The sequence below is a fragment of the Rhodococcus sp. BP-261 genome, from assembly GCF_019835205.1.
Taxonomy (GTDB): Bacteria; Actinomycetota; Actinomycetes; order Mycobacteriales; family Mycobacteriaceae; genus Rhodococcoides; species Rhodococcoides kyotonensis_B.
Map to the genome: position 1 here is coordinate 57305 of NZ_JABUCO010000006.1, position 20711 is coordinate 78015.

Annotated in this window: 15 protein-coding genes; 7 read left to right on the forward strand and 8 right to left on the reverse strand. The window is 65.2% G+C overall.

Annotation, left to right across the window (positions count from 1 at the left end):
* Positions 1 to 46: 46 nt before the first annotated feature.
* Positions 47 to 1561 (reverse strand): carboxylesterase/lipase family protein, encoded by a 1515-nt coding sequence (locus HQ354_RS09295; protein ID WP_222635181.1) that lies wholly within the window; start codon positions 1559 to 1561, stop codon positions 47 to 49.
* A 115-nt stretch (positions 1562 to 1676) separates the two neighbouring features.
* Positions 1677 to 1856: a hypothetical protein gene (locus HQ354_RS09300; RefSeq protein WP_222635180.1), complete on the reverse strand. Its 180-nt coding sequence runs from the start codon at positions 1854 to 1856 to the stop codon at positions 1677 to 1679.
* A 375-nt stretch (positions 1857 to 2231) separates the two neighbouring features.
* Here HQ354_RS09300 and HQ354_RS09305 point away from each other — a divergent pair, with 375 nt between their 5' ends.
* The gene (locus HQ354_RS09305) at positions 2232 to 3794 is read left to right on the forward strand and encodes a S1C family serine protease (RefSeq protein ID WP_157105369.1); all 1563 of its coding nucleotides are present in this window, start codon (positions 2232 to 2234) and stop codon (positions 3792 to 3794) included.
* Positions 3795 to 4370: 576 nt separating this feature from the next.
* On the opposite strand, the gene HQ354_RS09310 is transcribed toward HQ354_RS09305, so the two are convergent.
* Positions 4371 to 6179 (reverse strand): DEAD/DEAH box helicase, encoded by a 1809-nt coding sequence (locus HQ354_RS09310; RefSeq protein WP_068428238.1) that lies wholly within the window; start codon positions 6177 to 6179, stop codon positions 4371 to 4373.
* A 94-nt stretch (positions 6180 to 6273) separates the two neighbouring features.
* Between HQ354_RS09310 and HQ354_RS09315 the strand changes: the two genes are divergently transcribed.
* Positions 6274 to 6891, forward strand: coding sequence for a phosphoribosyltransferase (locus HQ354_RS09315; RefSeq protein WP_167678296.1), 618 nt, complete (start codon positions 6274 to 6276; stop codon positions 6889 to 6891).
* A gap of 177 nt (positions 6892 to 7068) precedes the next feature.
* A complete protein-coding gene (locus HQ354_RS09320) occupies positions 7069 to 8859 on the forward strand; it encodes a long-chain fatty acid--CoA ligase (protein ID WP_068428231.1) in 1791 nt (596 codons plus the stop codon).
* 37 nt (positions 8860 to 8896) lie between these two features.
* On the opposite strand, the gene HQ354_RS09325 is transcribed toward HQ354_RS09320, so the two are convergent.
* Positions 8897 to 9511: an alpha/beta hydrolase gene (locus HQ354_RS09325; protein WP_114328548.1), complete on the reverse strand. Its 615-nt coding sequence runs from the start codon at positions 9509 to 9511 to the stop codon at positions 8897 to 8899.
* Positions 9512 to 9567: 56 nt separating this feature from the next.
* Between HQ354_RS09325 and HQ354_RS09330 the strand changes: the two genes are divergently transcribed.
* Positions 9568 to 12957 (forward strand): TM0106 family RecB-like putative nuclease, encoded by a 3390-nt coding sequence (locus tag HQ354_RS09330; protein ID WP_222635179.1) that lies wholly within the window; start codon positions 9568 to 9570, stop codon positions 12955 to 12957.
* On the opposite strand, the gene HQ354_RS09335 is transcribed toward HQ354_RS09330, so the two are convergent.
* Both HQ354_RS09335 and HQ354_RS09340 read right to left on the reverse strand, forming a co-directional pair.
* Entirely contained in the window at positions 12954 to 14180 is a 1227-nt protein-coding gene (locus tag HQ354_RS09335) for an alanine racemase (RefSeq protein ID WP_084423879.1), read from the reverse strand. The two genes, HQ354_RS09330 and HQ354_RS09335, sit on opposite strands and share 4 nt — an antisense overlap.
* A gap of 35 nt (positions 14181 to 14215) precedes the next feature.
* Positions 14216 to 14848 (reverse strand): TetR/AcrR family transcriptional regulator, encoded by a 633-nt coding sequence (locus HQ354_RS09340; protein ID WP_068429073.1) that lies wholly within the window; start codon positions 14846 to 14848, stop codon positions 14216 to 14218.
* A gap of 76 nt (positions 14849 to 14924) precedes the next feature.
* On the opposite strand from HQ354_RS09340, the gene HQ354_RS09345 reads away from it, so the two are divergent.
* Together HQ354_RS09345 and HQ354_RS09350 are read left to right on the forward strand one after the other, a co-directional pair.
* Positions 14925 to 16253, forward strand: a complete 1329-nt coding sequence (locus HQ354_RS09345; RefSeq protein ID WP_222635178.1) for a D-arabinono-1,4-lactone oxidase — start codon at positions 14925 to 14927, stop codon at positions 16251 to 16253.
* The gene (locus tag HQ354_RS09350) at positions 16246 to 17745 is read left to right on the forward strand and encodes a molybdopterin-dependent oxidoreductase (protein ID WP_222635177.1); all 1500 of its coding nucleotides are present in this window, start codon (positions 16246 to 16248) and stop codon (positions 17743 to 17745) included. The genes HQ354_RS09345 and HQ354_RS09350 overlap by 8 nt, the downstream gene beginning before the upstream one ends.
* Here HQ354_RS09350 and HQ354_RS09355 read toward each other — a convergent pair.
* Both HQ354_RS09355 and HQ354_RS09360 read right to left on the reverse strand, forming a co-directional pair.
* Positions 17732 to 18670 (reverse strand): adenosine deaminase, encoded by a 939-nt coding sequence (locus HQ354_RS09355; RefSeq protein WP_068428220.1) that lies wholly within the window; start codon positions 18668 to 18670, stop codon positions 17732 to 17734. The genes HQ354_RS09350 and HQ354_RS09355 overlap by 14 nt on opposite strands.
* A 10-nt stretch (positions 18671 to 18680) precedes the next feature.
* Entirely contained in the window at positions 18681 to 19472 is a 792-nt protein-coding gene (locus HQ354_RS09360; RefSeq protein ID WP_222635176.1) for an enoyl-CoA hydratase/isomerase family protein, read from the reverse strand.
* Positions 19473 to 19556: 84 nt separating this feature from the next.
* On the opposite strand from HQ354_RS09360, the gene HQ354_RS09365 reads away from it, so the two are divergent.
* A complete protein-coding gene (locus tag HQ354_RS09365) occupies positions 19557 to 20702 on the forward strand; it encodes an acyl-CoA dehydrogenase family protein (protein ID WP_068428216.1) in 1146 nt (381 codons plus the stop codon).
* The last annotated feature ends 9 nt before the right edge of the window (positions 20703 to 20711 follow it).

A 20711-nucleotide genomic window follows, 5' to 3' on the forward strand; every position in this document is an offset into this window, starting at 1 on the left:
CGCGAATGTATAGCGGGCTATACTACATTCGCGCGCACATGGGGGCTCAGGTGAAGGCCACGACCTCCTCGCCCCACGCCCGCCGGAGCTCGTAGTCCGGATCGTCGACCTCCCGGTCCTGCTTGTCGATCAACAGCGTCGTCCGTGCGGTCTCGTCGTACCTCGTCCACGGCTCGCGGCCGTGCGCGAAGTCGATCCACCGCTGCTGCATGCGCCGTGCGACGGTCTGCGCAGCTCTGCGACCGCCGAGTTTGTATGTCGGATCCTTCGGGATGACACCGAAGTTGCCGAACACGTACGGCACCTCGGTACCGTGCGTCGCGCCGATTCCGGTCAGCCTGAACAGCGGCGATGCATGGTCGAACCGATAGACGTACGTCGGAGCGACCCGGCTGTGCGCCTCCGCGATCCACAAGGTCGGCATGCGGAACGCCGCGTCCCGGGAGATCTCCATCGCCGTCTTCTTCGATGGATAGTGCGGGTACGCGAGCGCGATCTCCGCCTCCTCGTCCTCCGGCAACTGTGGGTGATCGGCGGCGATGGCCTGGAACATCTCGTGAATCTTGTCGGGTGTGATCGGCATCAACGGCGACTTCATCAACTTGAACAGCGACGCTTCGTCTCGGTTGGTCCCGATCAGCAGAGGCACCTGCACCTGCCTCCCCTTCTGGAACGACGCCACCGGATAGTGCGGCACGATGTCGCCGTCCACCGTCGGTGCCACCGCCAACGTTCCGGGCACCTTCGACGGAATGTCTCGAACCAGCTCGGCGCCGACCCGAACGAAGTCGTCGACGGACAGCTCGCGCAGGCGGTCCGCCTTCACCTCGGCCAGTTCGAGGAAACGCTCCGCGATCGACGATGCTCGCGCTGCGCCGTAGACGGACGTCGCAGGCGAGCTCTCCGCGATCGCACGATGAAACAAACCGTCGGCAGCAGGCGACGTCAGCAGGGTCGTGACGGCGCCGCCCCCTGCGGATTCACCGAACAGCGTCACGTTCGACGGGTTGCCGCCGAATGCACCGATGTTGTCGCGCACCCATTCGAGCGCAGCGATCTGGTCACGGAGACCCAGGTTCGTGTCGAAATCCCCGAACGACGAGAAGTCCAGGAAACCCAGCGCCCCGAGGCGGTAGTTGATCGTCACGAGCACGACGCCGCCCTGGCGAACCAGGTTGCGGCCGTCGAACATTCGTTGCGCAGACGACCCGATGAAGTACGCACCACCGTGAATCCACACCATGACCGGAAGCCCGCTCGCGCTCTTGCCCACCGGGTCATTCCGCAGGCTCCACTCCCGCTCCGGTGCCCAGACGTTGAGGGTCAGACAGTCCTCGTCGAGCGTCAATCCCGGATCGATCGGCATCGGACCGTGCGCGCTCTGCGGCGCGATGTGTCCGAACTCGGTCGCCGCCCGCACGCCCGTCCACGGTTCCGGCGGCCGAGGTGCCCGCAGTCGGAAATCACCGACGGGCGGTGACGCGTAGGGCACTCCCTTCCACACGACGATGCCGTCGTCGACGACGCCTTCCACCTGGCCGTACCGAGTCTGCGCGATCACCGTGCAATCATGCGTCACGGACGAGATCCACGCGGGGTGTTGAGGTTCGCCTTTTTCACGAGCGAACTATCGGTGATATCGCAGAACGACCGGAGGACGATGGAAACCGACCGGCCTACGAACGATCGGGCTTGTCGGTCAGAGCGGTATCCTCACCTGCTGCTATGTCGCGAAGCCACTGAGGGACGGGCTTGTTGTCGTATTCGCGCAGCTTGATGGACGCTCCTGCGGCGGCCGCGCGAACTCGGCGCTTTTGCTCCGGTGTCCAGGACCGGCGCGCTTCGGTGCTCGTCATGACTGCTCCTTGTAGGCACTGTGGGGTCCATTGTCGCTGGTGTGTTCGGTTTCTGCCAGGTCAGTGCCGGCTACCGTCACAGCGTAATCGGCCAGCGCCTGAAGTGTGTCCCGGTCAGTCCTGGCGATGAACGGGGTGCTCGCTCGATTGTCAGCGCGGGTTCGTTGGTCGACCGTCAGAATCACGCCGACGACGGCGAGTAGCCCGACCAACAGGGTTATCCAGGCTTGTGAGGGCAAGTGATGGCCTTTCTACCGGTCCGGGGCGGGGGAATGCCGGGACTGTAGGAGATCGCACCGACACGACGCCGCCGTTCCACCCGAGTCCAAGTCGCTTACAACCGGTCTCCAAGTGGACCCGGCCACAGTTCCTCCCATGACTACAACAGCCCGCAGAGCCTCTGCATCCGCTCTGGCGTTGATCGCCGGCGCCACCCTCCTGTCCGCATGTTCCTTCTCCATCGGCACCGGTGGCGACGCCGAGGCAGCTCCCGACGGCGCCGTCGAATTCGACGACCTGCAATCCGCGACGATCCAGCTCGAAGCGCTCGGCACCTTCGTCTCCCCGCAGGAAGGTGGATACGAGGCTGCGGGACGCGGTTCCGGATTCCTGATCTCGTCCGACGGTTACGCACTCACCAACAACCACGTCGTCACCGGTGCAGGCACCCTGAAGGTCTGGCGCGGCGGAGACCAGAGCGACACACTCGGCGCCCGCGTCGTCGGCTCGTCGGAATGCCTCGATCTCGCCGTCGTGAAGCTCGAAGGCGACGACTTCCCGTTCGTCGCCTTCCACGAGGGCGAGATCGACACCGCCGACGAAATCTACGCTGCCGGTTACCCTCTCGGCGATCCGACGTTCACGATGACCAAGGGCATCGTGTCCAAGGCCGACACGGCCGGTGACACCCCGTGGGCCTCCCTCGACCACGTCATCGAGCACGACGCGAAGATTCGCAGCGGCAACTCCGGTGGCCCGTTGGTCGACCCGGACGGCCGACTCGTCGGCGTCAACTATGCGGGCAACGACAAGTACGACACCAACATGGCCATCCATCGCGACGAAGTGCAGAACGTCGTCGACGATCTCAAGGACGGCAAGAACGTCCTCAGCCTGGGCATCAACGGCGAGGCACTGACCGACGACTCCGACACCGGCCTCGGCGTCTGGGTCAACTCGGTCGCGTCGGGATCCGCTGCCGACAAAGCAGGCATCGAAGCCGGCGACCTGCTGACCAGCATGGAAGGGGTCACCCTCGGAACCGACGGCACGATGGCCGACTACTGCAGCGTCCTGCGCACCCACGGCCAGGACGCGACGCTGTCCGTCGAGGTCTACCGCCCCTCGACCGATTCCTACCTACGTGGTCAGATCAACGGCGACGCGATCGAGGAAACCACCACCGTCTCGTCCCGGGTGTCGACTCCGCAGAGCGGCAGCAGCGTCTCGCAGACCAGCACCGGCGGGTTCACGACGGTCGAGGACAACGACGGTGTCGTCAGCGTCGACGTCCCGGCGGGGTGGAACCAGGTCGACGGCACCAAGTTCGTCGACGACCGGAACAACTACTTCTACGGCGTCGAAGCGAGCTCGAATCTCGAGCAGTACCAGGGCGGGTGGGGCGCGGTCGGCACGTCGGTGATGGCGTCCGACACCGCGGTGTCCAACTCCTCACCGGAGGATCTGCTGAACTGGGCGACGAAGTCTCTGCCGGAGTCGGGATGCGTCTCGACCGGCCGCGAGGACTACAGCGACGCGCTGCACACCGGCCGATTCGAGGTGTGGACCGGATGCGGCGAGACCGCAGCAACGTACATTCTCGTTGCGGCCAAGGCAGATTCGGGTCGCTACCTCACCCTGGTGGCCGTACAGGCCAACAGCGAGGCCGACCTCGACGCGGCGGACCGCGTGATGAACAGCTTCACGGTTGCGCTGTAGACAATTCCGACAGATCGAGGTTGTGCATTCGATTCACGATCGGATGCACAATCTCGAATTCGGCGCCTACGGCATTCTCCGCAATACTGACGTTCGGTTTTCTCGCTGACTCCGATTCCTCAGGAGTCTTTCGTCACCACCGTGAACGATCGGTGAATTCGACAAAGCGACCTACGGCCCTTTTGTTAAAGCCGAGAGTACTTTTCGTTACACCCTTTTGCGTGGTGGACCGAGCGTCTAGCGTGGGGTGCGGCGCACCGATGCGCCTGCTCCACACCCCTCATTGCAAGGAGTCACCATGTTCGACCTCGCATTCCTGTCCGATTTCTTCGGCGCCTTCTCCGACCTGTTCGGCGCATTGGACTTCTTCAGCGGATCCGCTGAACAGTAAAACGACTGCGCTGTTTCTATTTACAGCTCGGTCCGCGATAAACCGAATGCCTCGGATCGAATTCGATCCGAGGCATTCGTATATCCGGTCTGAAACCGGGCAACCTTGCGCATCGATGAACCATCCACACCGTCTATCAGCTGTGGCGGGCCATCGATGCCGAAAGGGAGGGGACGGCGAGCAGATCAGTTGCGCGGACGCTTACCCCGCCGGTCGCCGCCGAACTTGCCACCGCCGCGACCACCGCGGCCTCCCCCGGGAGGACCCTGGTCGGGCTGCAGCTGAATCAACACGCCGCTGATTCTGGTGCGTCGCAAGGCTTCCATGGTCTCGTCGGCCAAATCGGCGGGAAGTTCGACGAGCGAGTGATCGGGCCGAATGCTGATGTGCCCGAAGTCGCTTCGACGCAAGCCGCCCTCGTTCGCGATGGCGCCGACGATCGCACCGGGCACGACGTGATGCCGCTTGCCGACGGCGATGCGGTACGTCGCCATCGCCTGTCCGGTCTTGCGGTGATGCGAGCTGGCCGCATCCTCGTCGAAGCTGCGGGGCGGGCGCGGTTCGCGCTTCTCGCGAGGAGCACGCGGCGGGGCGGGCGGCTCCGGCTTGAGCAGGAATTCCTCGCCGTCCCGTGACTGGACGGCCAGCGCGGCGGCGATGTCGGCGAGCGGCACGTCGTGCTCGCGCTCGTAGTCCTCGATGAGCTTGCGGAACAGACCCAGGTTGGGCGAGTTCAGGCTCTCGGTGATGGAGTCGCCGAACTTCTGGACGCGCTGCGCGTTGACGTCGTCGACGCTCGGCAGTTGCATCTCGGTGATGGGCTGACGCGTCGCGCGCTCGATGGCCTTGAGCAGATGCCGCTCCCGCGGCGCGACGAACAGCAGTGCCTGACCGGCGCGGCCCGCGCGACCGGTACGGCCGATGCGGTGCACGTACGACTCGGTGTCGTGCGGGATGTCGTAGTTGATGACGTGCGAGATGCGGTCGACGTCGAGACCACGGGCCGCGACATCGGTGGCGACGAGGACGTCGATCGTGCCGTTCTTCAGCTGACCGATGGTCCGCTCGCGCTGCGCCTGCACGATGTCGCCGTTGATCGCGGCCGCCGAGAATCCCCGTGCGCGCAACTTGTCGGCGAGTTCCTCGGTGGCCTGCTTGGTGCGGACGAACATGATCATCGCTTCGAACTCTTCGACCTCGAAGATTCGAGTGAGCGCCTCGAGCTTGCGCTGATGCGCGACCTGCACGTAGCGCTGCGTGATGTTGGGCGACGTGGTGGTCTTGGTCTTGACGGTGATCTCGACCGGGTCGTGCAGGTACTGCTTCGAGATCTTGCGGATCGCGGGCGGCATGGTGGCCGAGAACAACGCGACCTGCTTGTACTCGGGGGTGTCCGACAGGATGCGCTCGACGTCGTCCTGGAAGCCCATCTTCAGCATCTCGTCGGCCTCGTCGAGGACGAGGTACTCGAGCTGCGACAGATCGAGCGTCCCCTTCTCGAGGTGGTCGATGACGCGTCCCGGCGTTCCGACGATGATCTGCGCGCCCTTGCGCAGCCCCGACAGCTGAATGCCGTAGGCCTGGCCGCCGTAGATCGGGAGGATGTGCAGACCGGGGATGTTGGCAGCGTACTTGCCGAACGCCTCGGCTACCTGCAGCGCAAGCTCACGCGTCGGCGCGAGAACCAGCGCCTGCGGGATCCGACGTTCGACGTCGAGGCGCGACAGGATGGGGATCGCGAACGCTGCGGTCTTACCCGTTCCGGTCTGCGCGAGGCCGACGACGTCACTGCCGTTCATCAGCGGCGGAATCGTGGCGGCCTGGATCGGCGACGGAGATTCGTAGCCGACGGCATGCAGAGCCTTCAGGACTCTCTCGTCGATACCGAGGTCCGCGAACGTCGCCTGTGCGCTGTCGTCGGACGAAACCGGGCTGGTGGAACTGGACTCGTCAGACGTCACGGCGGCATCCTGATTCGGCTCTGTTGTGCTCATATACAACCGAGTTTAGTCCCTGTCATGAACCGCCGATGACCTCGTGGCTGGATTGTCGAGCGAACGGCCGTCCGGCGTTCTAGCGTCGACAGTGATGATGTTCGCCGATCGTATGGAAGCCGGCCGCATCCTGGCCAAGGATCTCGGTCACCTCGCAGGGCAGAATCCGCTGGTACTGGCGCTGCCACGAGGCGGCGTGCCCGTCGCGGCCGAGATCGCCTCCGCGCTCGGGGCCGAACTCGACGTCATTGCTGTCCGCAAGCTGGGAGTACCGGGACAGCCCGAACTCGCGATGGGCGCGATCGGTGAGAACGGCACGCTGATCCTGAACCGCGACGTCATCGATCACCTGAGGATCACGGCCGACGACATCGACCACGTCAGACGTCAGGAAGAGATCGAGCTCGCGCGGCGTGCGCAGCGGTGGCGACGCCACGGCCCACGCTCGCGTCGGGGCAGGCTCGCGGTGATCGTCGACGACGGGATGGCGACCGGTGCCACCGCGGAGGCAGCCTGCCGCGTCGCCGCTGCCGAAGGTGCGGCGGGAATCGTGTTGGCCGTCCCGGTCGCGTCGCCCGACGCGGTTGCCCGCATCCAGCCGCTCGTGAACGAGGTCCGGTGCCGCGTCGACTCCCACCTCGACGGCGTCGGCGCTGCGTACGGCGACTTTCACCAACTGACGGACGACGAGGTCACCGCCCTGCTTCTGTGACCGAACCGACACTCGGTGTCGAGAATGTGACCCGTTACGGTTATTGTGCATTCGAGTCACACCTAACTCCGCAGGACAGGTCGGAAATTCGCAAACCGGACAACCATCGGTAGTGCACTACGGCTCGGAATGTGATGAAATGCACACCTATACGTCAGTTTTTCGGAGGGGATTCAAGTGCGCGAATATTCTGTGCCGGCATCATTCACCATTCCTGATGATGTCTCGATGGCCGATACCGTGTTTCGGTACGAGAAGGAGTCCCCCAACCTGGTGCCGTTCCAGCGTCTCGTGAACGGCTCCTGGGTCGACGTCACCGCGAAGCAGTTCGCGCAGGAAGTGGCAGGCGTCGCCAAAGGCCTCATCGCATCGGGCATCGAACTCGGCGACCGTGTCGCCATCCTGTCGGCCACCCGCTACGAGTGGGTCGTCCTCGACTACGCCATCTGGACCGCAGGTGGCTGCACCGTTGCCATCTACGAGACGTCCGCACCCGATCAGGCGCAGTGGATTCTCGAGGATTCCTCGTCCAAGCTCCTCGTAGTCGAGACTCCCGCCCACGCGGAGGCGTTGAAAGAGGTCACCGAAGGCGCCGCCGAGCTGCGTGAGGTTCTGCAGATCGATGCAGGCGCGCTCGACGAGTTGACCACCCGCGGCGTGGACGTCAGCGACGAGGACCTGCATGCCCGCCGCGGTCAGGTCACCGCGTCGTCGCCCGCGACGCTCATCTACACGTCCGGAACCACCGGTCGGCCCAAGGGTGTGCAGCTCACCCACTCCAACTTCTACGCCGAGACCAAGGCCGTTCAGCTCGCACTCGGCGACGCGATGAAGGAGGGCAGGCGGACGCTGATGTTCCTCCCGATGGCACACGTGTTCGCCCGTGCAATCTCGTTCGGCGCATTCGAGTCCAAGACGACCGTCGGACACACCTCCGACATCTCGACGCTGCTCGACCAGTTCGCCCTCTTCAAGCCCAACTTCATCCTGTCGGTGCCGCGTGTGTTCGAGAAGGTCTACAACTCGGCGAAGCAGAAGGCGCACGACGGCGGCAAGGGCAAGATCTTCGACAAGGCTGCCGCCACCGCGATCGAGTGGAGCGAGGCCAAGGACAAGGGCGGCCCCGGCCTGGTGCTGAACCTCAAGCATGCGCTGTTCGACAAGCTCGTCTACTCGAAGCTCCGCGCTGCACTCGGTGGCGAATGCGACCGCGCGGTGTCCGGAGGCGCAGCACTCGGCGCACGGCTGGGCCACTTCTTCCGCGGCGTCGGCATCCCGGTCTACGAGGGATACGGACTCACCGAGACCAGCGCGGCCGTCACCGTCAACACCACCAAGGACCAGCGCGTCGGCACCGTCGGTAAGCCGATCAACGGCCACGCGGCGAAGATCGCCGAGGACGGCGAACTGCTCGTCAAGGGACCGGTCGTCTTCGGTGGCTACTGGCACAACGACAAGGCGACCGCCGAATCCATCGTCGACGGCTGGTTCCACACCGGCGACCTCGGCTCGATCGACCAGGACGGCTTCGTCTCGATCACCGGCCGCAAGAAGGAAATCATCGTCACCGCGGGTGGCAAGAACGTCGCACCCGCTGTGCTCGAGGACGCACTTCGAGCGCACGCCCTCATCAGCCAGTGCCTCGTCGTCGGCGACGCCAAGCCGTTCATCGGCGCGCTGATCACGCTGGATCCCGAGGCGCTTCCCGGGTGGAAAGAACGCAACAGCATCGCCGACGGCATCGCATTCGACGAACTGTCGAAGCACGCCGACCTCGTCGCCGAGATCGACAAGGCCGTCGCCGACGCCAACAAGAAGGTCTCGAAGGCCGAGCAGATCAAGAAGTACAAGATCCTCGAGGTCGACTTCACCGTCGAGACCGGCGAACTCACGCCGACGATGAAGCTCAAGCGCAACATCATCCATCAGGAGCGTGGCGCCGAGATCGAGGCGATCTACGCCAAGTAGTCCTTTTCGTGTGACGTGCAGGTACCCGGCCTGCACGTCACACGTGAGAGAGCAGGAAATCCGCGGCTTCGAGCGTGACCGTGCGGTGGACCTTCTCGTGCAGAAGATCGTGGCCGGCGTTCTCGAACTCCCTCAGCCGGGCACCGGGGACGGACGGGATCCACTCGCGCACCGCGTCGATCGGGGCCATCCGGTCGTCGACACCGTGCATCGCCAGCAACGGCACCGTCGACGAGTTCAGATCCCCGGCCTTACCCGTCGTCGACGTCGGAGTTCCGCACAACACTGCGGAGACGAAATGATCCGGATCCTTGTGGAGGGCTGCTATCGCCGTCGCCGCGCCGAGGGAATGACCCATCAGAGCCATCGGCACGCCCGCGCGCTCGGACCTGGCGATCTCGGCGAGCTGTAGCGCGTTGTCGGCCAGACCACCGATCTGCGACGCGTCGGACAACTCCCCTTCGGTCAGTCCGTGGCCGACGTGGTCGACGGCCCAGACATCGATGTTCTCGCCGTTGAGCACGCGGGCGAGACGGTGGTAATGACCGCTGTTCTGTCCGAGACCGTGAAGAAACACCAGGACAAGACGTGGATGAGCTGTGGTCCACGAGCGGTAGTGGACAGCACCGGTGACTCCTTCGAAAAACGGCATTCGACTATTTTGCCTGGCTCGGTTCGATGTCGCAGCAGTCCCCTACAGTTGTCCGCGTGTTCCTCCTCGACGACCGGGTGGTCTTCAGCGCGAGCGACCTCTCCGCGGCAGCGGTGTGCGAGTACGCGCTGCTGCGCACGCTCGACGCGCACCTCGGCCGTGTCGAGGCAGGCGTCGCTGCTGCCGACCCGATGCTCGAACGCACATCGGCGCTCGGATTCGCGCACGAACGTCGGCAACTCGAGGCGTTCCAGAAACAATTCGGCGCCGGTGTGTCGATCATGCCGCGGCCGGAGCGCACGCGTGTCGCCTACGCCGACGCGAACGCGGCCACCGTCGAAACGGCGTTGTGGGGCTACGACGTCCTGTACCAAGCGACGTTCTTCGACGGACGATTCCTCGGATTCTGCGACTTCCTCGTCAAGGAGGATCGTGGCTATTCGGTCTACGACACGAAGTTGTCCCGGCACGCTCGGGTGCCTGCGTTGCTCCAGCTCGCCGCGTACGCCGACGCACTCGAGCGGAACGGCATCGAGGTCGCCGACTCGCTGCACCTGATGCTCGGTGACGGCACCACCACCGATCACGCGCGCAAGGACCTGCTGCCGGTCTATCGTCGTCAGCGCGCACACCTCGAGGACATTTTCGACGAGCACATCGCCGACGACGAACCCGTCGACTGGGCCGATCCGCGGTACACCGCGTGCGGCAGGTGCGACGCGTGCGAAGAAGAAGTGGTCGCGCGCGACGACCTTCTTCTCGTGGCGGGACTGAGCGGTGGCCATCGAGCACATCTGATCGACGCGGGCATCACGACGACGAGAACACTTGCAGCACACGACGGTTCGGTGGACGGAATCTCGCATCGCATTCTGACCAACCTGCGTTCGCAGGCGGCTCTGCAGCTCGCGCAGGCCGACAGCGGCGTCGCCGAATACGAGATCTTCGACGCCGACGCACTCGGCTCGATCCCGGAACCGGACCCCGGCGACATCTTCTTCGACTTCGAGGGTGACCCGTTGTGGGCAGAGCCGGGTTCCAACGACTGGGGTCTCGAGTACCTGTTCGGCGTGCTCGAAGCCGACGGCACCTTCCTGCCGTTCTGGGCACACGACCGCGCGCAGGAACGCCAGGCGCTCGGAGACTTCCTGGACTACGTCGTCGAACGGCGTCGACGCTTCCCCGGCATGCACGTCTACCACTACGCGGCGTACGAGAAGACGGCCCTGCTTCGACTCGCCGGACGTTACGGCGTCGGCGAGGACGTCGTCGACAATCTGCTGCGGCAGAACGTGCTCGTCGACCTCTACCCGATCGTCCGGTCGTCGATGCGGATCGGCGAACGCTCGTACAGCATCAAGAAACTCGAACCGCTCTACATGCCTGCCGATCGCGACGGCGACGTCACCAATGCGGCCGCGTCGATCGTCGAATACGCCAACTGGTGCGACCTGCGCGACGAAGGCCGCACCGAGGAGGCGGACGCCGTCCTGTCGGCCATCGCCGACTACAACGAGTACGACTGCGTCTCCACCATCCGGCTGCGAGACTGGTTGCTGGAGAGGGCATCCGAGGCAGGCGTCACACCAGATCCGATCTCCGAGATCCCCCTCGAGATCGACGATCAAGCGTCACCACTCGAACAGTCGCTTCGAGACTTCGCCGGCATCGGCGAACGAGACGCGGTGCGGCAGGCCGTCGCGCTGTACGGCGGATCCATCGGATATCACCGTCGCGAGCGAAAACCGTTCTGGTGGGCTCATTTCGACCGGCTGCAGAAGCCGATCGACGAATGGGCCGACGCTGCAGACGTATTCGTGGTCGAGTCGGGAACGATCGAGTCGGAGTGGTCGAAGACGACCCCACGGCAGAAGTTGCTCCGGCGACGTCTTCGTCTGATCGGCAACGGCGGCGTCGAGAAGTCCGTGCGACTGCTGTACGACCTGCCTGCCCCGGACGGCCTCGAACAACCGCACCCGACGTATCGCTCGTGCAGCCGAGGCGATGTCGTGGAAATCGGAGACACGTTCGTCGTCGTCGACGAGAAGCTCGCCGCCGGTGCGGACCCGTACGCCGACCTCCCGATGGCTTTGGCTCCGACGTCGCCGATTCCGTCGGCGAGTCTGGAAGCCGCCATCACCGCTGCCGCCGAGGAGGTGCAGCGGGGACTGCCGGACCTTCCGCGGACCGCCGTCGCCGACCTGACCTCCCGAGCGACACCGAGAACACTGTCCGGCAAGCCACTTCCGACGCTCGTCGGCAGCGACTACATCGGGGCCATTCGCACCGCATTGCTCGATCTGGACAACTCGTACCTGGCCGTCCAGGGGCCTCCCGGAACCGGCAAGACGTACACGGCCGCATCCGTCATCTCGACCCTGGTACGCGAGCATCGGTGGAAGATCGGCGTTGTCGCACAGTCGCATTCGGTCGTCGACAATCTACTGCAGGGCATCGCGAAAGCCGGTGTTCCTGCGCAGCAGATCGGCAAGAAGAAGGCACCCGACGGACTCACCGAACTCCGTGAAGGCGATTACCCGTCGTTCATCGGGGATTCCGTGGACGGCTGCGTCGTCGGCGGCACGGCGTGGGACTTCTCCAACTCGAATCGCGTCGAACCCGGCTCGCTGGATCTTCTCGTCGTCGACGAAGCGGGACAGTATTCACTCGCGAACACGATCGCGGTCGCGCAATCCGCTCGAAATCTGTTGCTGCTCGGCGATCCTCAGCAACTACCACAGGTCAGTCAGGGCACGCACCCCGAACCGGTCGACGAGTCCGCTCTGGGCTGGCTGTCGGCGGGGCACGGCGCACTGCCCGAGGACCGCGGCTACTTTCTCAGTCGCACATGGCGCATGCACCCCGACCTGTGCGCACCCGTGTCGGCTCTGTCGTACGAGGGCAAGCTCTTCTCGAACGAGGCGCACACGCTGCAGCGGAACCTCGTCGGACTCCGCGCGGGCCTGCACACCGTGTACGTCGACCATCACGCGAACACCACCGACTCCCCCGAGGAAGCCGACGAGATCCGTCGACAGATCGAGAAGCTCGTCGGCAAGCAGTGGACCGACCCGAAGAACCACGACGGAAGCCGGGGCCTCGAACCCACCGACTTCATCGTCGTCGCGCCCTACAACGCGCAGGTGGCCCGCATTCGAGAACACCTCGACGGCGCCGGTCTGGGGGACGTGCTCGTCGGAACCGTCGACAAGTTCCAGGGCCGTGAGGCACCGATCGCGATCGTGTCGATGACCGCGTCCAACCTGGGTGAATCACCCAGGGGCGCAAGCTTTCTCCTGTCGAAGAACCGACTCAACGTCGCGATCTCGCGCGGACAGTGGGCGGCATTGCTGGTGCAGTCGTCGACGCTGACGCAGTATCTCCCGTCGACACCGCACGGCCTCGAATCGTTGGGCGCATTCATGGCACTCGGCGAGACCGGCTAGCCGAAGTTCTTCCCCTCGCCCCGGTAGGTCGGCACGGTGGTGACGCTGCCGTCGGACTCGACGATGTGCAGCGCGTCGAACCGCTCGCACACCTCGCCTGCCTTGGCGTGCCGGAACCAGATACGGTCGCCGATCGAGATTCCGGCCCCGGCAACGGGTGTCTGTACCTCGCCTGCACCCTCGTTGCGCAGCAGTTTCAATCCGCCGAGCAGGAGGCCGCGCGCCGCGGACGAGACGGCGACAGGCGTCGGCACCCTCGATTTCGACGCAGGCCCCGACGCGATGTACCCGCCGCCGAACGCCGTCGCCACCGAGCGAGTGGGCGTCCGAACGACCGGAAGTGCGAAGTACAGAGCAGGATTGGGCGCGAACGCCTTGTAGCGGTCGAACAACGTCGGCACGAACAGACCCGAACCTGCCGTCACCTCGGTCACGACCGGGTCCGCACTGCTCACCTCGAGCGAGCCGGTCCCACCGCTGTTGACGAACTCCAGATCTCCGACGACGCCCGTCACTGCGTCGACGACAGCTCCTCTGCGCGTGCGTAACTCGGCGGCCGACGCGCGCTTGACCAGCTCGATGGCCACACTCGAATCGGGCAACCCGGCAATCTGCGCTTCGTAGAACATGATTCCGACGACGCGGAAGCCGCGGTCCTTCGCCCGCGCCGCGAACCGGGCGACCTGGTCGGGCTCACGGAGCGGCGAGCGACGCACCCCGAGATGCAGTGGCCCGATCCGCAGGGACGCGTCGACGTCGATGCAGATACGCGGCTTGATCCGGTCGGAACCGGCGGCGGCACGGATGATGTCGAGGTGGGCCACGTCGTCGACCATCAGGGTGATCCGCCCGGACAGCACTCTGTCGCGGGTGATCTCGGCGATGGAGTCGGCGTCGACCGTCGGATATCCCATCAGAACGTCCTGCGCACCGAGCCGGGCGAGCCAGAGCGCTTCGGCGGGCGAGTAGGTCATGATCCCGCGAAAGCCGCCTCCTGCAGTCAGATTGGGACCGAGAACCCGTTCGAGCACGGCTCGGGTTCGCACCGACTTCGCCGCGACGCGCACCGGCATGCCGCCTGATCGACGGCACAGGTCGGCGGCATTGGCGTCGAGCGCGACGGCGTCGACCGCCGCGAACGGTGGTCGGAGCGACTCGGTGGCGCTTGCGATGCGGTCCAACGCGGTACGGCCGTGCACGGTTCGTGGCAGCAGTGATGTCACGGAGTTCCTCGTCCTGTCGTCCGAAGGCAGTGTCCTCACACTTCTACAGCCTTCGAGGCGATGATGCCGGACAGATCGTCGAGAGCGGCGATGACCGCCACGTCGTCGTGGTCGACCAGCCACCGCAGGATCAGCCCGTCCACCGTCGCCATACCGAAACGCGCCACGGCCTCGATGGGCTCGATCCACCGCGTGCCGGTGAACTCCGAGCAGCGTTGGAAGAACAGCAGGGTCTCGTCGTCGCGGATGCGGTACTGCCCGGTCGCGATGGACGCGGCCAACTCCGACCCCAACGCACGATGGCGTAGCAGGTAGGTCTTGATCTCGTAGGACAGAAGCTGCCGGTCGGCGGTCTTCTCGACGATCGGCCAGATGGCGCTGAGCCCGCTGTGCACGAGTTCTCGCAGACCCGGAACCCCCGGCAGATTGACGGAGTCGGTGAACGCAGCCTGCAGCGCTCGCGTCACGTCGACGACGAGGCCCTCGCCCATCGCGATGACGAGCGACTCCTTCGACTCGAACAGGTAGTACACCGCCCCCTGGCTCACCCCCGCTTCGTCGGCGACACCGCGGACGGTCAATGCTTCGATTCCGACCCGTTCGGCGCGATCGAGGGCAGCCGAGACCAGCTGTGCACGCCTCGTGTCCGCCGACAGCCGGGTCTGCATGCCCCGATAGTAAGCGGGCAGCCCCTCTGCGGACTGGCGATTGACCGTGTCGACGGTGCACATTCATAGTTGTGCGATGAACGGAGTCGAGTGGCGGAACTGGGCCGGGAATCAGAGCGCTCGCCCGCAGGAGGCGGTGAGTCCGAAAACCGTCGAGGAAGTGCGACGCACGGTCTTCCATGCCGGCGAGACCGGACTGCGCGTCAAGTGCGTCGGCGCCGGCCACTCGTTCACGTCGATCGCGGTGACCGACGGAATCCTCGTCGACCTCGACCGGTTGCAGGGCATCGAATCCGTCGTGCCGATGCCCGACGGTTCTGCGTCGGTGACGGTGTTCGCCGGGACGCGTCTGCGCGCGCTGAACGCATGGTTGTGGGACCTGGGCCTTGCGATGACGAACCTCGGCGACATCGACGAACAGTCGATCGCGGGTGCCATCTCGACGGGGACGCACGGGACCGGACGACGATTCGGCGGCATCGCGACTCAGGTACAGGCACTGGAGATGGTGACCGCCGACGGCAGCGTCGTGACGTGTTCCCGCGACTCGGAGCCGGACATGTTCGACGCGGCCCGCGTCGGACTCGGCGCGCTGGGCATCATCACGAAGGTCACGTTGCGATGCGAGCCGGCGTTCGCGCTGCATGCCGTCGAGGCGCCGTCGACGTTGACCGGCACGCTGTCGTCGCTGCCGGACGTCGTCGAGCAGACGGATCATTTCGAGTTCTACTGGTTTCCGCACACCGACCGGGTGCTGACGAAGACGAATACTCGGTTGCCTGCCGACAGTCCGTTGGCGCCACTCGGTCGTGTCAGGGCTTATCTCGACGATGAATTGTTGGCGAACCGTGCATTCGAGATCGTCAACCGCGCGGTGACTCGTTTCCCGGCCGCGATCCCACGGGTCAACGCCTTCTCGTCGAGGGCACTGTCGGCGCGCGAGTTCACCGACCGGAGTTATCGCGTGTTCGCGTCCTCGCGCACCGTTCGGTTCCGCGAGATGGAATATGCGGTGCCTGCGGAGTCGATCACGTACGTGGTGCGCGAGGTGGATCGATGGCTTCAGTCGTCGGGTTTCGCGGTGGCGTTCCCCGTCGAGGTGCGCTTCGCGGCCGCCGACGACATCTGGCTGTCGACGGCGAACGGCCGCGACAGCGCGTACGTCGCGGTGCACCAGTATCACCGGCGGGAGCACCGCGAGTACTTCGACGCGGTGGAGAAGATCGCCCGCAGCGTGGGCGGGCGGCCGCACTGGGGGAAGCTGCACTCGCAGACGGCGAACGATTTCGCCGAGATGTACGAGCATTTCGGTGACTTCGTCGCGATGAGGGACAAACTCGATCCGGGCGGGATGTTCGGGAACGAGTATCTGGCAGCTGCGCTGCATGTGAGCAGAAATGTATAGAGGGCTATACATTTCTGCTCACGTGTTGTCCGGACTTCTCGCTGCCGCAGTCGTTCTCGGCGTCGGCGAACTCGTCGCCGTGCCGTTCGGGCCGAACTCGTCACCGTTCTTCGCAGTCGGATCCGCCGTCGTCGACAACACCCCCGAAGCGGTACGGGAGTGGGCGATCGACACGTTCGGCACGTCGGACAAGACTGCCCTGTTCGTCGGGATGGCGGTCGTCATCGCGTCGATCGCCGCTGCGGCCGGGGTGCTGAGACGGCCGTGGGGAGCAGTGCTGTTCGGGGTGCTCGGGGCGGTCGGCGTACTCGCCGCCGTCACACGCAGCACCGCCACTCCCCTGTCCGCACTACCGACGATCATCGGCGTCGCGGCGGGGATCGTCGTACTGAACGCCCTTCTGCGAACCGAAGAACCCGTCGCCGACGGTATGTCGCGGCGTAGTTTCCTCGGCCTTGCCGTCACCGCCGGAGTCGTCGCCGTCGCGGCAGGCACCGCAGGCCGGCTTCTCGGCCAGGCGCGTGACGTCACCGCCAACCGACTCGGCTTCAGGCTCCCAACGCCGACGCCTCAGCCCCCGATCCCCGCGGGCGCGGACCTGCGGATCGACGGGCTGGCGTCGTACATCACGCCGAACGACGAGTTCTATCGCATCGACACCGCACTGGTAGTGCCGCAGGTGGCGTCGGAGGACTGGTCGCTGCGCATCCACGGGATGGTGGACCGCGAACTCGAGATCACGTTCGCCGACCTCGCGACGAGGCAGGCCGTCGAACGCACCGTCACGCTCACGTGTGTGTCCAACATCGTCGGCGGCGATCTCGTCGGGAACGCCACCTGGATCGGCTACCCGCTGAAGGACCTGCTCGAGGAGGCCGGAATCCAGGACGGCGCGGACATGGTGTTGTCGTCCAGTCACGACGCCTTCACCGCGGGCACGCCGCTCGAGGTGCTGTTGGACGGCCGCGACGCGCTCCTGGCCGTCGGCATGAACGGGCAACCGCTCCCCGTCGAGCACGGCTATCCGGCACGTCTCGTCGTACCCGGCCTGTACGGGTACGTGTCCGCGACGAAGTGGGTCACCGACCTCGAGATCACCCGATTCGACAAGGCCAGCGCCTACTGGACCGACCGCGGCTGGGGTGAGCGCGGCCCGATCAAGACCGCGTCGCGCATCGACACCCCCAAGCCAGGAGCAGCGGTCGACGCGGGAACGGTCGTCGTCGCAGGCGTCGCATGGCATCAACACACCGGAATCTCCGGCGTCGACGTGCAGATCGACGACGGAAACTGGGTGGCAGCAACACTGTCCGAGGAGTACTCGACGGACACGTGGCGACAGTGGACCTACGAGTGGGCCGCAACGCCCGGCCAGCACACCATCCGTGCCCGCGCGACCGACGGGAACGGCGACATCCAGACGTCGATGACGGCCGACACCGTGCCCGACGGGGCAACCGGCTATCCGAAAGCGTTCGTCACCGTCCGATGAAGGACGCCTTGATGCTGTTGTCGTACAGGATCTCTCGCTCACGAGCCGTCAGACCGAGCGCGGTCTCGAGGGCGGCGAAGTTGTCGTCGACGTAGCCGCCGAAGTACGCCGGATCGTCCGAGTTGACCGTGACGATCAGACCGCGCTCGATCATCTGCCGGATGGGATGCTCCGACAGATCCTCGTACACCTTCAACCGCACGTTCGACAGAGGGCAGACCGTCAGCGGAATCTCCTCGTCCACAAGACGATTCACGAGAGCGTCGTCCTCCAGACAGCGGACACCGTGATCGACGCGTTCCACACCCAGCAGGTCGAGGGCCTGCCAGATGTACTCCGCCGGGCCCTCCTCCCCCGCGTGCGCGACGACGTGCAAGCCCTCGGCTCGCGCCTTCGCGAACACGTCGACGAACAACGACGGCGGGAAACCGGCCTCAGCGGAATCGAGGCCGAGCCCGATGATCGGGGCCTGCATCGCGAGCAGATCGTCGAGCAGCTTGTTGGCATGCAGCACCGGTTCGTCCCGCAGAATCGACGCGATCAGCCCGCTCTTCACCCCGAATTCCCGCTCGCTCGACGCCACCGCATCGGACAAGCCCTCGACGACGGCCTCGAGCGCGACACCCCGCGCCGTGTGCGCCTGCGGATCGAAGAAGATCTCCGCCTGCGTCACACCACCTGCGGCAGCACGACGGAAATACGCGCGCGCAAGATCACCGAAATCCTCGGCAGTCCTGAGCACCGACATGTTGGCGTAGTACAGATCGAGGAACGACTGCAGATCCGTGAACTCGTACCGGGCCGCCAACTCGTCGATGTCGTTGTACGGCAACGCAATTCCGTTGCGCTCGGCGAGTGCGAAGATCTGCGGAGGCTCCAGCGAACCTTCGATGTGCATGTGCAGTTCGGCGAGCGGGGTAGTCATCGCAGAAAGTCTACTTACCGATGTACGTCGCCTTCCCCGGGCCGTTCGCCAGGAAACTCTTCACCGCACCCTTCAGGTCCTCGGTCTCGAACAGCGCCCCCGACACGCCCGCGGTGATCTCGTCCGCATGAGCGACACCACCCGAACGCCACGCTGCCACGATCTTCTTGGTGGCAGCGTGAGCCACCGTCGGTCCGGCGGCCAAGCGCTCGACCAGGGTACGGGCAGAGGCGTCGACGTCGTCGTGGATGCTGTTGACCACGCCCCACTCCTTCATGGTGGCCGCGTCGTAGAGGTCGCCCGTCATCACGAACTCGCGCGCACGTCCGGAGCCGGCGCGTTCGGCGAGGCGCTGCGGGCCACCCATGGACGGGGTGAGGCCGACGACGATTTCCACGAGGCCGAACTTGGCCTTCGGTGACGCGACGATGATGTCGCAGGCAAGGGAGATCTCGAACGCGGCCGTCAAGGTCAGTCCGTGAGCCGCGTAGACGACCGGGCACGGCAACGCTTCGAGCGGATGCGCGATCTCGTCGAACAGGCGACGCCACAGATCGGCGCCCTGTTGGGCCGACAAGCCGTCGAAGACATGCACGTCGACGCCCGCCGAGTTGACCTTGCCCTCGGCCCTGAGCAGCACCGCGCGGGGTGGATACGCCGTCAGATCGGCGATGTTCGCGCACACGGCGTCGAACATCGCTTGATCGAACAGATTGAGGGGCCCGTGGTCGAAGGTCAACACTGCGACCTCCGCACCGGCATCGGTGGTGTACCTGACGAGCGAAGTGGGTTGGTCAGCCATGGTGTCAGAGTGCCATACGCTGCGCGACGCGTAGTTACCGACGAGTATATTGCGTCTCGATTACCGTTACCTGGAGGAACACACATGAGGCGCAGCCTGTTCGAGAAGGACCACGACGCGTTCCGCGAATCCGTCCGCGAGTTCGTGACACGCACCATCACTCCCGTCGAGGAAAAGCTGATCGAGCAGCGCTTCATCGACCGGGAGATCTGGCTCGAAGCAGGGCGCAACGGCTTCCTCGGCCTCGAGGTGCCGGAGGAATACGGCGGCAGCGGCGCCGAGGACTACCGCTTCAATGCAGTCCTCGGTGAGGAACTCGCTCGATCGAGCGCCGCCGTGGCGTCGTGCTTCGGCATTCACTACGACATCGTCGCCCCGTACCTCGTCCAGCTGACGACCGAGGAGCAGAAGAAGCGCTGGCTGCCCGGCTTCTGCAGTGGCGAACTGCTGACGGCGATCGCGATGACCGAGCCGTCGGGCGGATCGGACCTGGCGTCCCTGAAGACCACCGCAGTGAAGGACGGCGACGACTTCATCATCAACGGGTCGAAGACGTTCATCACCAACGGCAACAGCGCCGACCTCGTCATCGTCGCCACCAGGACCACGCCCGAGAAGAAGGCGCGCGGCATCACGCTGTTCGCCGTCGAGAACGGAACCGAAGGCTTTTCGCGCGGACGCAAGCTCGACAAGGTCGGTCAGCCCGAATCGGACACGGCCGAGCTGTTCTTCGAGAACGTGCGGGTGCCGTCGTCCAACATGATCGGCGAGTTCGACGGCGGCTTCATCCACATGATGCAGCTGCTGCCGCAGGAGCGCATCAGTGCGGCGGTGGCGAACCTCGGTCACGTCCGGCCGATCCTCGAGGAGACGCTCCAGTACGCCAAGGACCGCAAGGCATTCGGTCAGGCGATCGGCTCGCTGCAGTGGAACAAGTTCCTGCTCGCCGAGCTGGTCACGAAACTCGATGTGGCACAGGCGTTCGTGGACAACTGCATCGTCGCGCACGGCAACGGTGAACTGACCGCCATCGACGCCGCCAAGGCCAAATGGTGGACGTCGCAGGTGCAGAACGAGATCCTCGACCACTGCGTCCAGCTCCACGGCGGCTACGGCTTCATGAACGAGTACCGCGCTGCCCGAGCCTGGAAGGACGCTCGGGTCACCAAGATCTGGGCAGGATCGAACGAGATCATGAAGGAACTGATCGGCCGGGATCTAGGGCTGTAGGCGCCTTCG

Bases quoted from the DNA above. Each gene is read 5' to 3' on its own strand.
- HQ354_RS09365 (WP_068428216.1), top strand. From the start codon at position 19,557: ATGAGGCGCAGCCTGTTCGAGAAGGACCACGACGCGTTCCGCGAATCC.
- HQ354_RS09340 (WP_068429073.1), bottom strand. From the start codon at position 14,848: ATGCAGACCCGGCTGTCGGCGGACACGAGGCGTGCACAGCTGGTCTCG.
- HQ354_RS09300 (WP_222635180.1), bottom strand. From the start codon at position 1,856: ATGACGAGCACCGAAGCGCGCCGGTCCTGGACACCGGAGCAAAAGCGC.
- HQ354_RS09310 (WP_068428238.1), bottom strand. From the start codon at position 6,179: ATGAGCACAACAGAGCCGAATCAGGATGCCGCCGTGACGTCTGACGAG.
- HQ354_RS09305 (WP_157105369.1), top strand. From the start codon at position 2,232: ATGACTACAACAGCCCGCAGAGCCTCTGCATCCGCTCTGGCGTTGATC.
- HQ354_RS09350 (WP_222635177.1), top strand. From the start codon at position 16,246: ATGTATAGAGGGCTATACATTTCTGCTCACGTGTTGTCCGGACTTCTC.
- HQ354_RS09315 (WP_167678296.1), top strand. From the start codon at position 6,274: ATGATGTTCGCCGATCGTATGGAAGCCGGCCGCATCCTGGCCAAGGAT.
- HQ354_RS09360 (WP_222635176.1), bottom strand. From the start codon at position 19,472: ATGGCTGACCAACCCACTTCGCTCGTCAGGTACACCACCGATGCCGGT.
- HQ354_RS09355 (WP_068428220.1), bottom strand. From the start codon at position 18,670: ATGACTACCCCGCTCGCCGAACTGCACATGCACATCGAAGGTTCGCTG.
- HQ354_RS09345 (WP_222635178.1), top strand. From the start codon at position 14,925: ATGAACGGAGTCGAGTGGCGGAACTGGGCCGGGAATCAGAGCGCTCGC.
- HQ354_RS09325 (WP_114328548.1), bottom strand. From the start codon at position 9,511: ATGCCGTTTTTCGAAGGAGTCACCGGTGCTGTCCACTACCGCTCGTGG.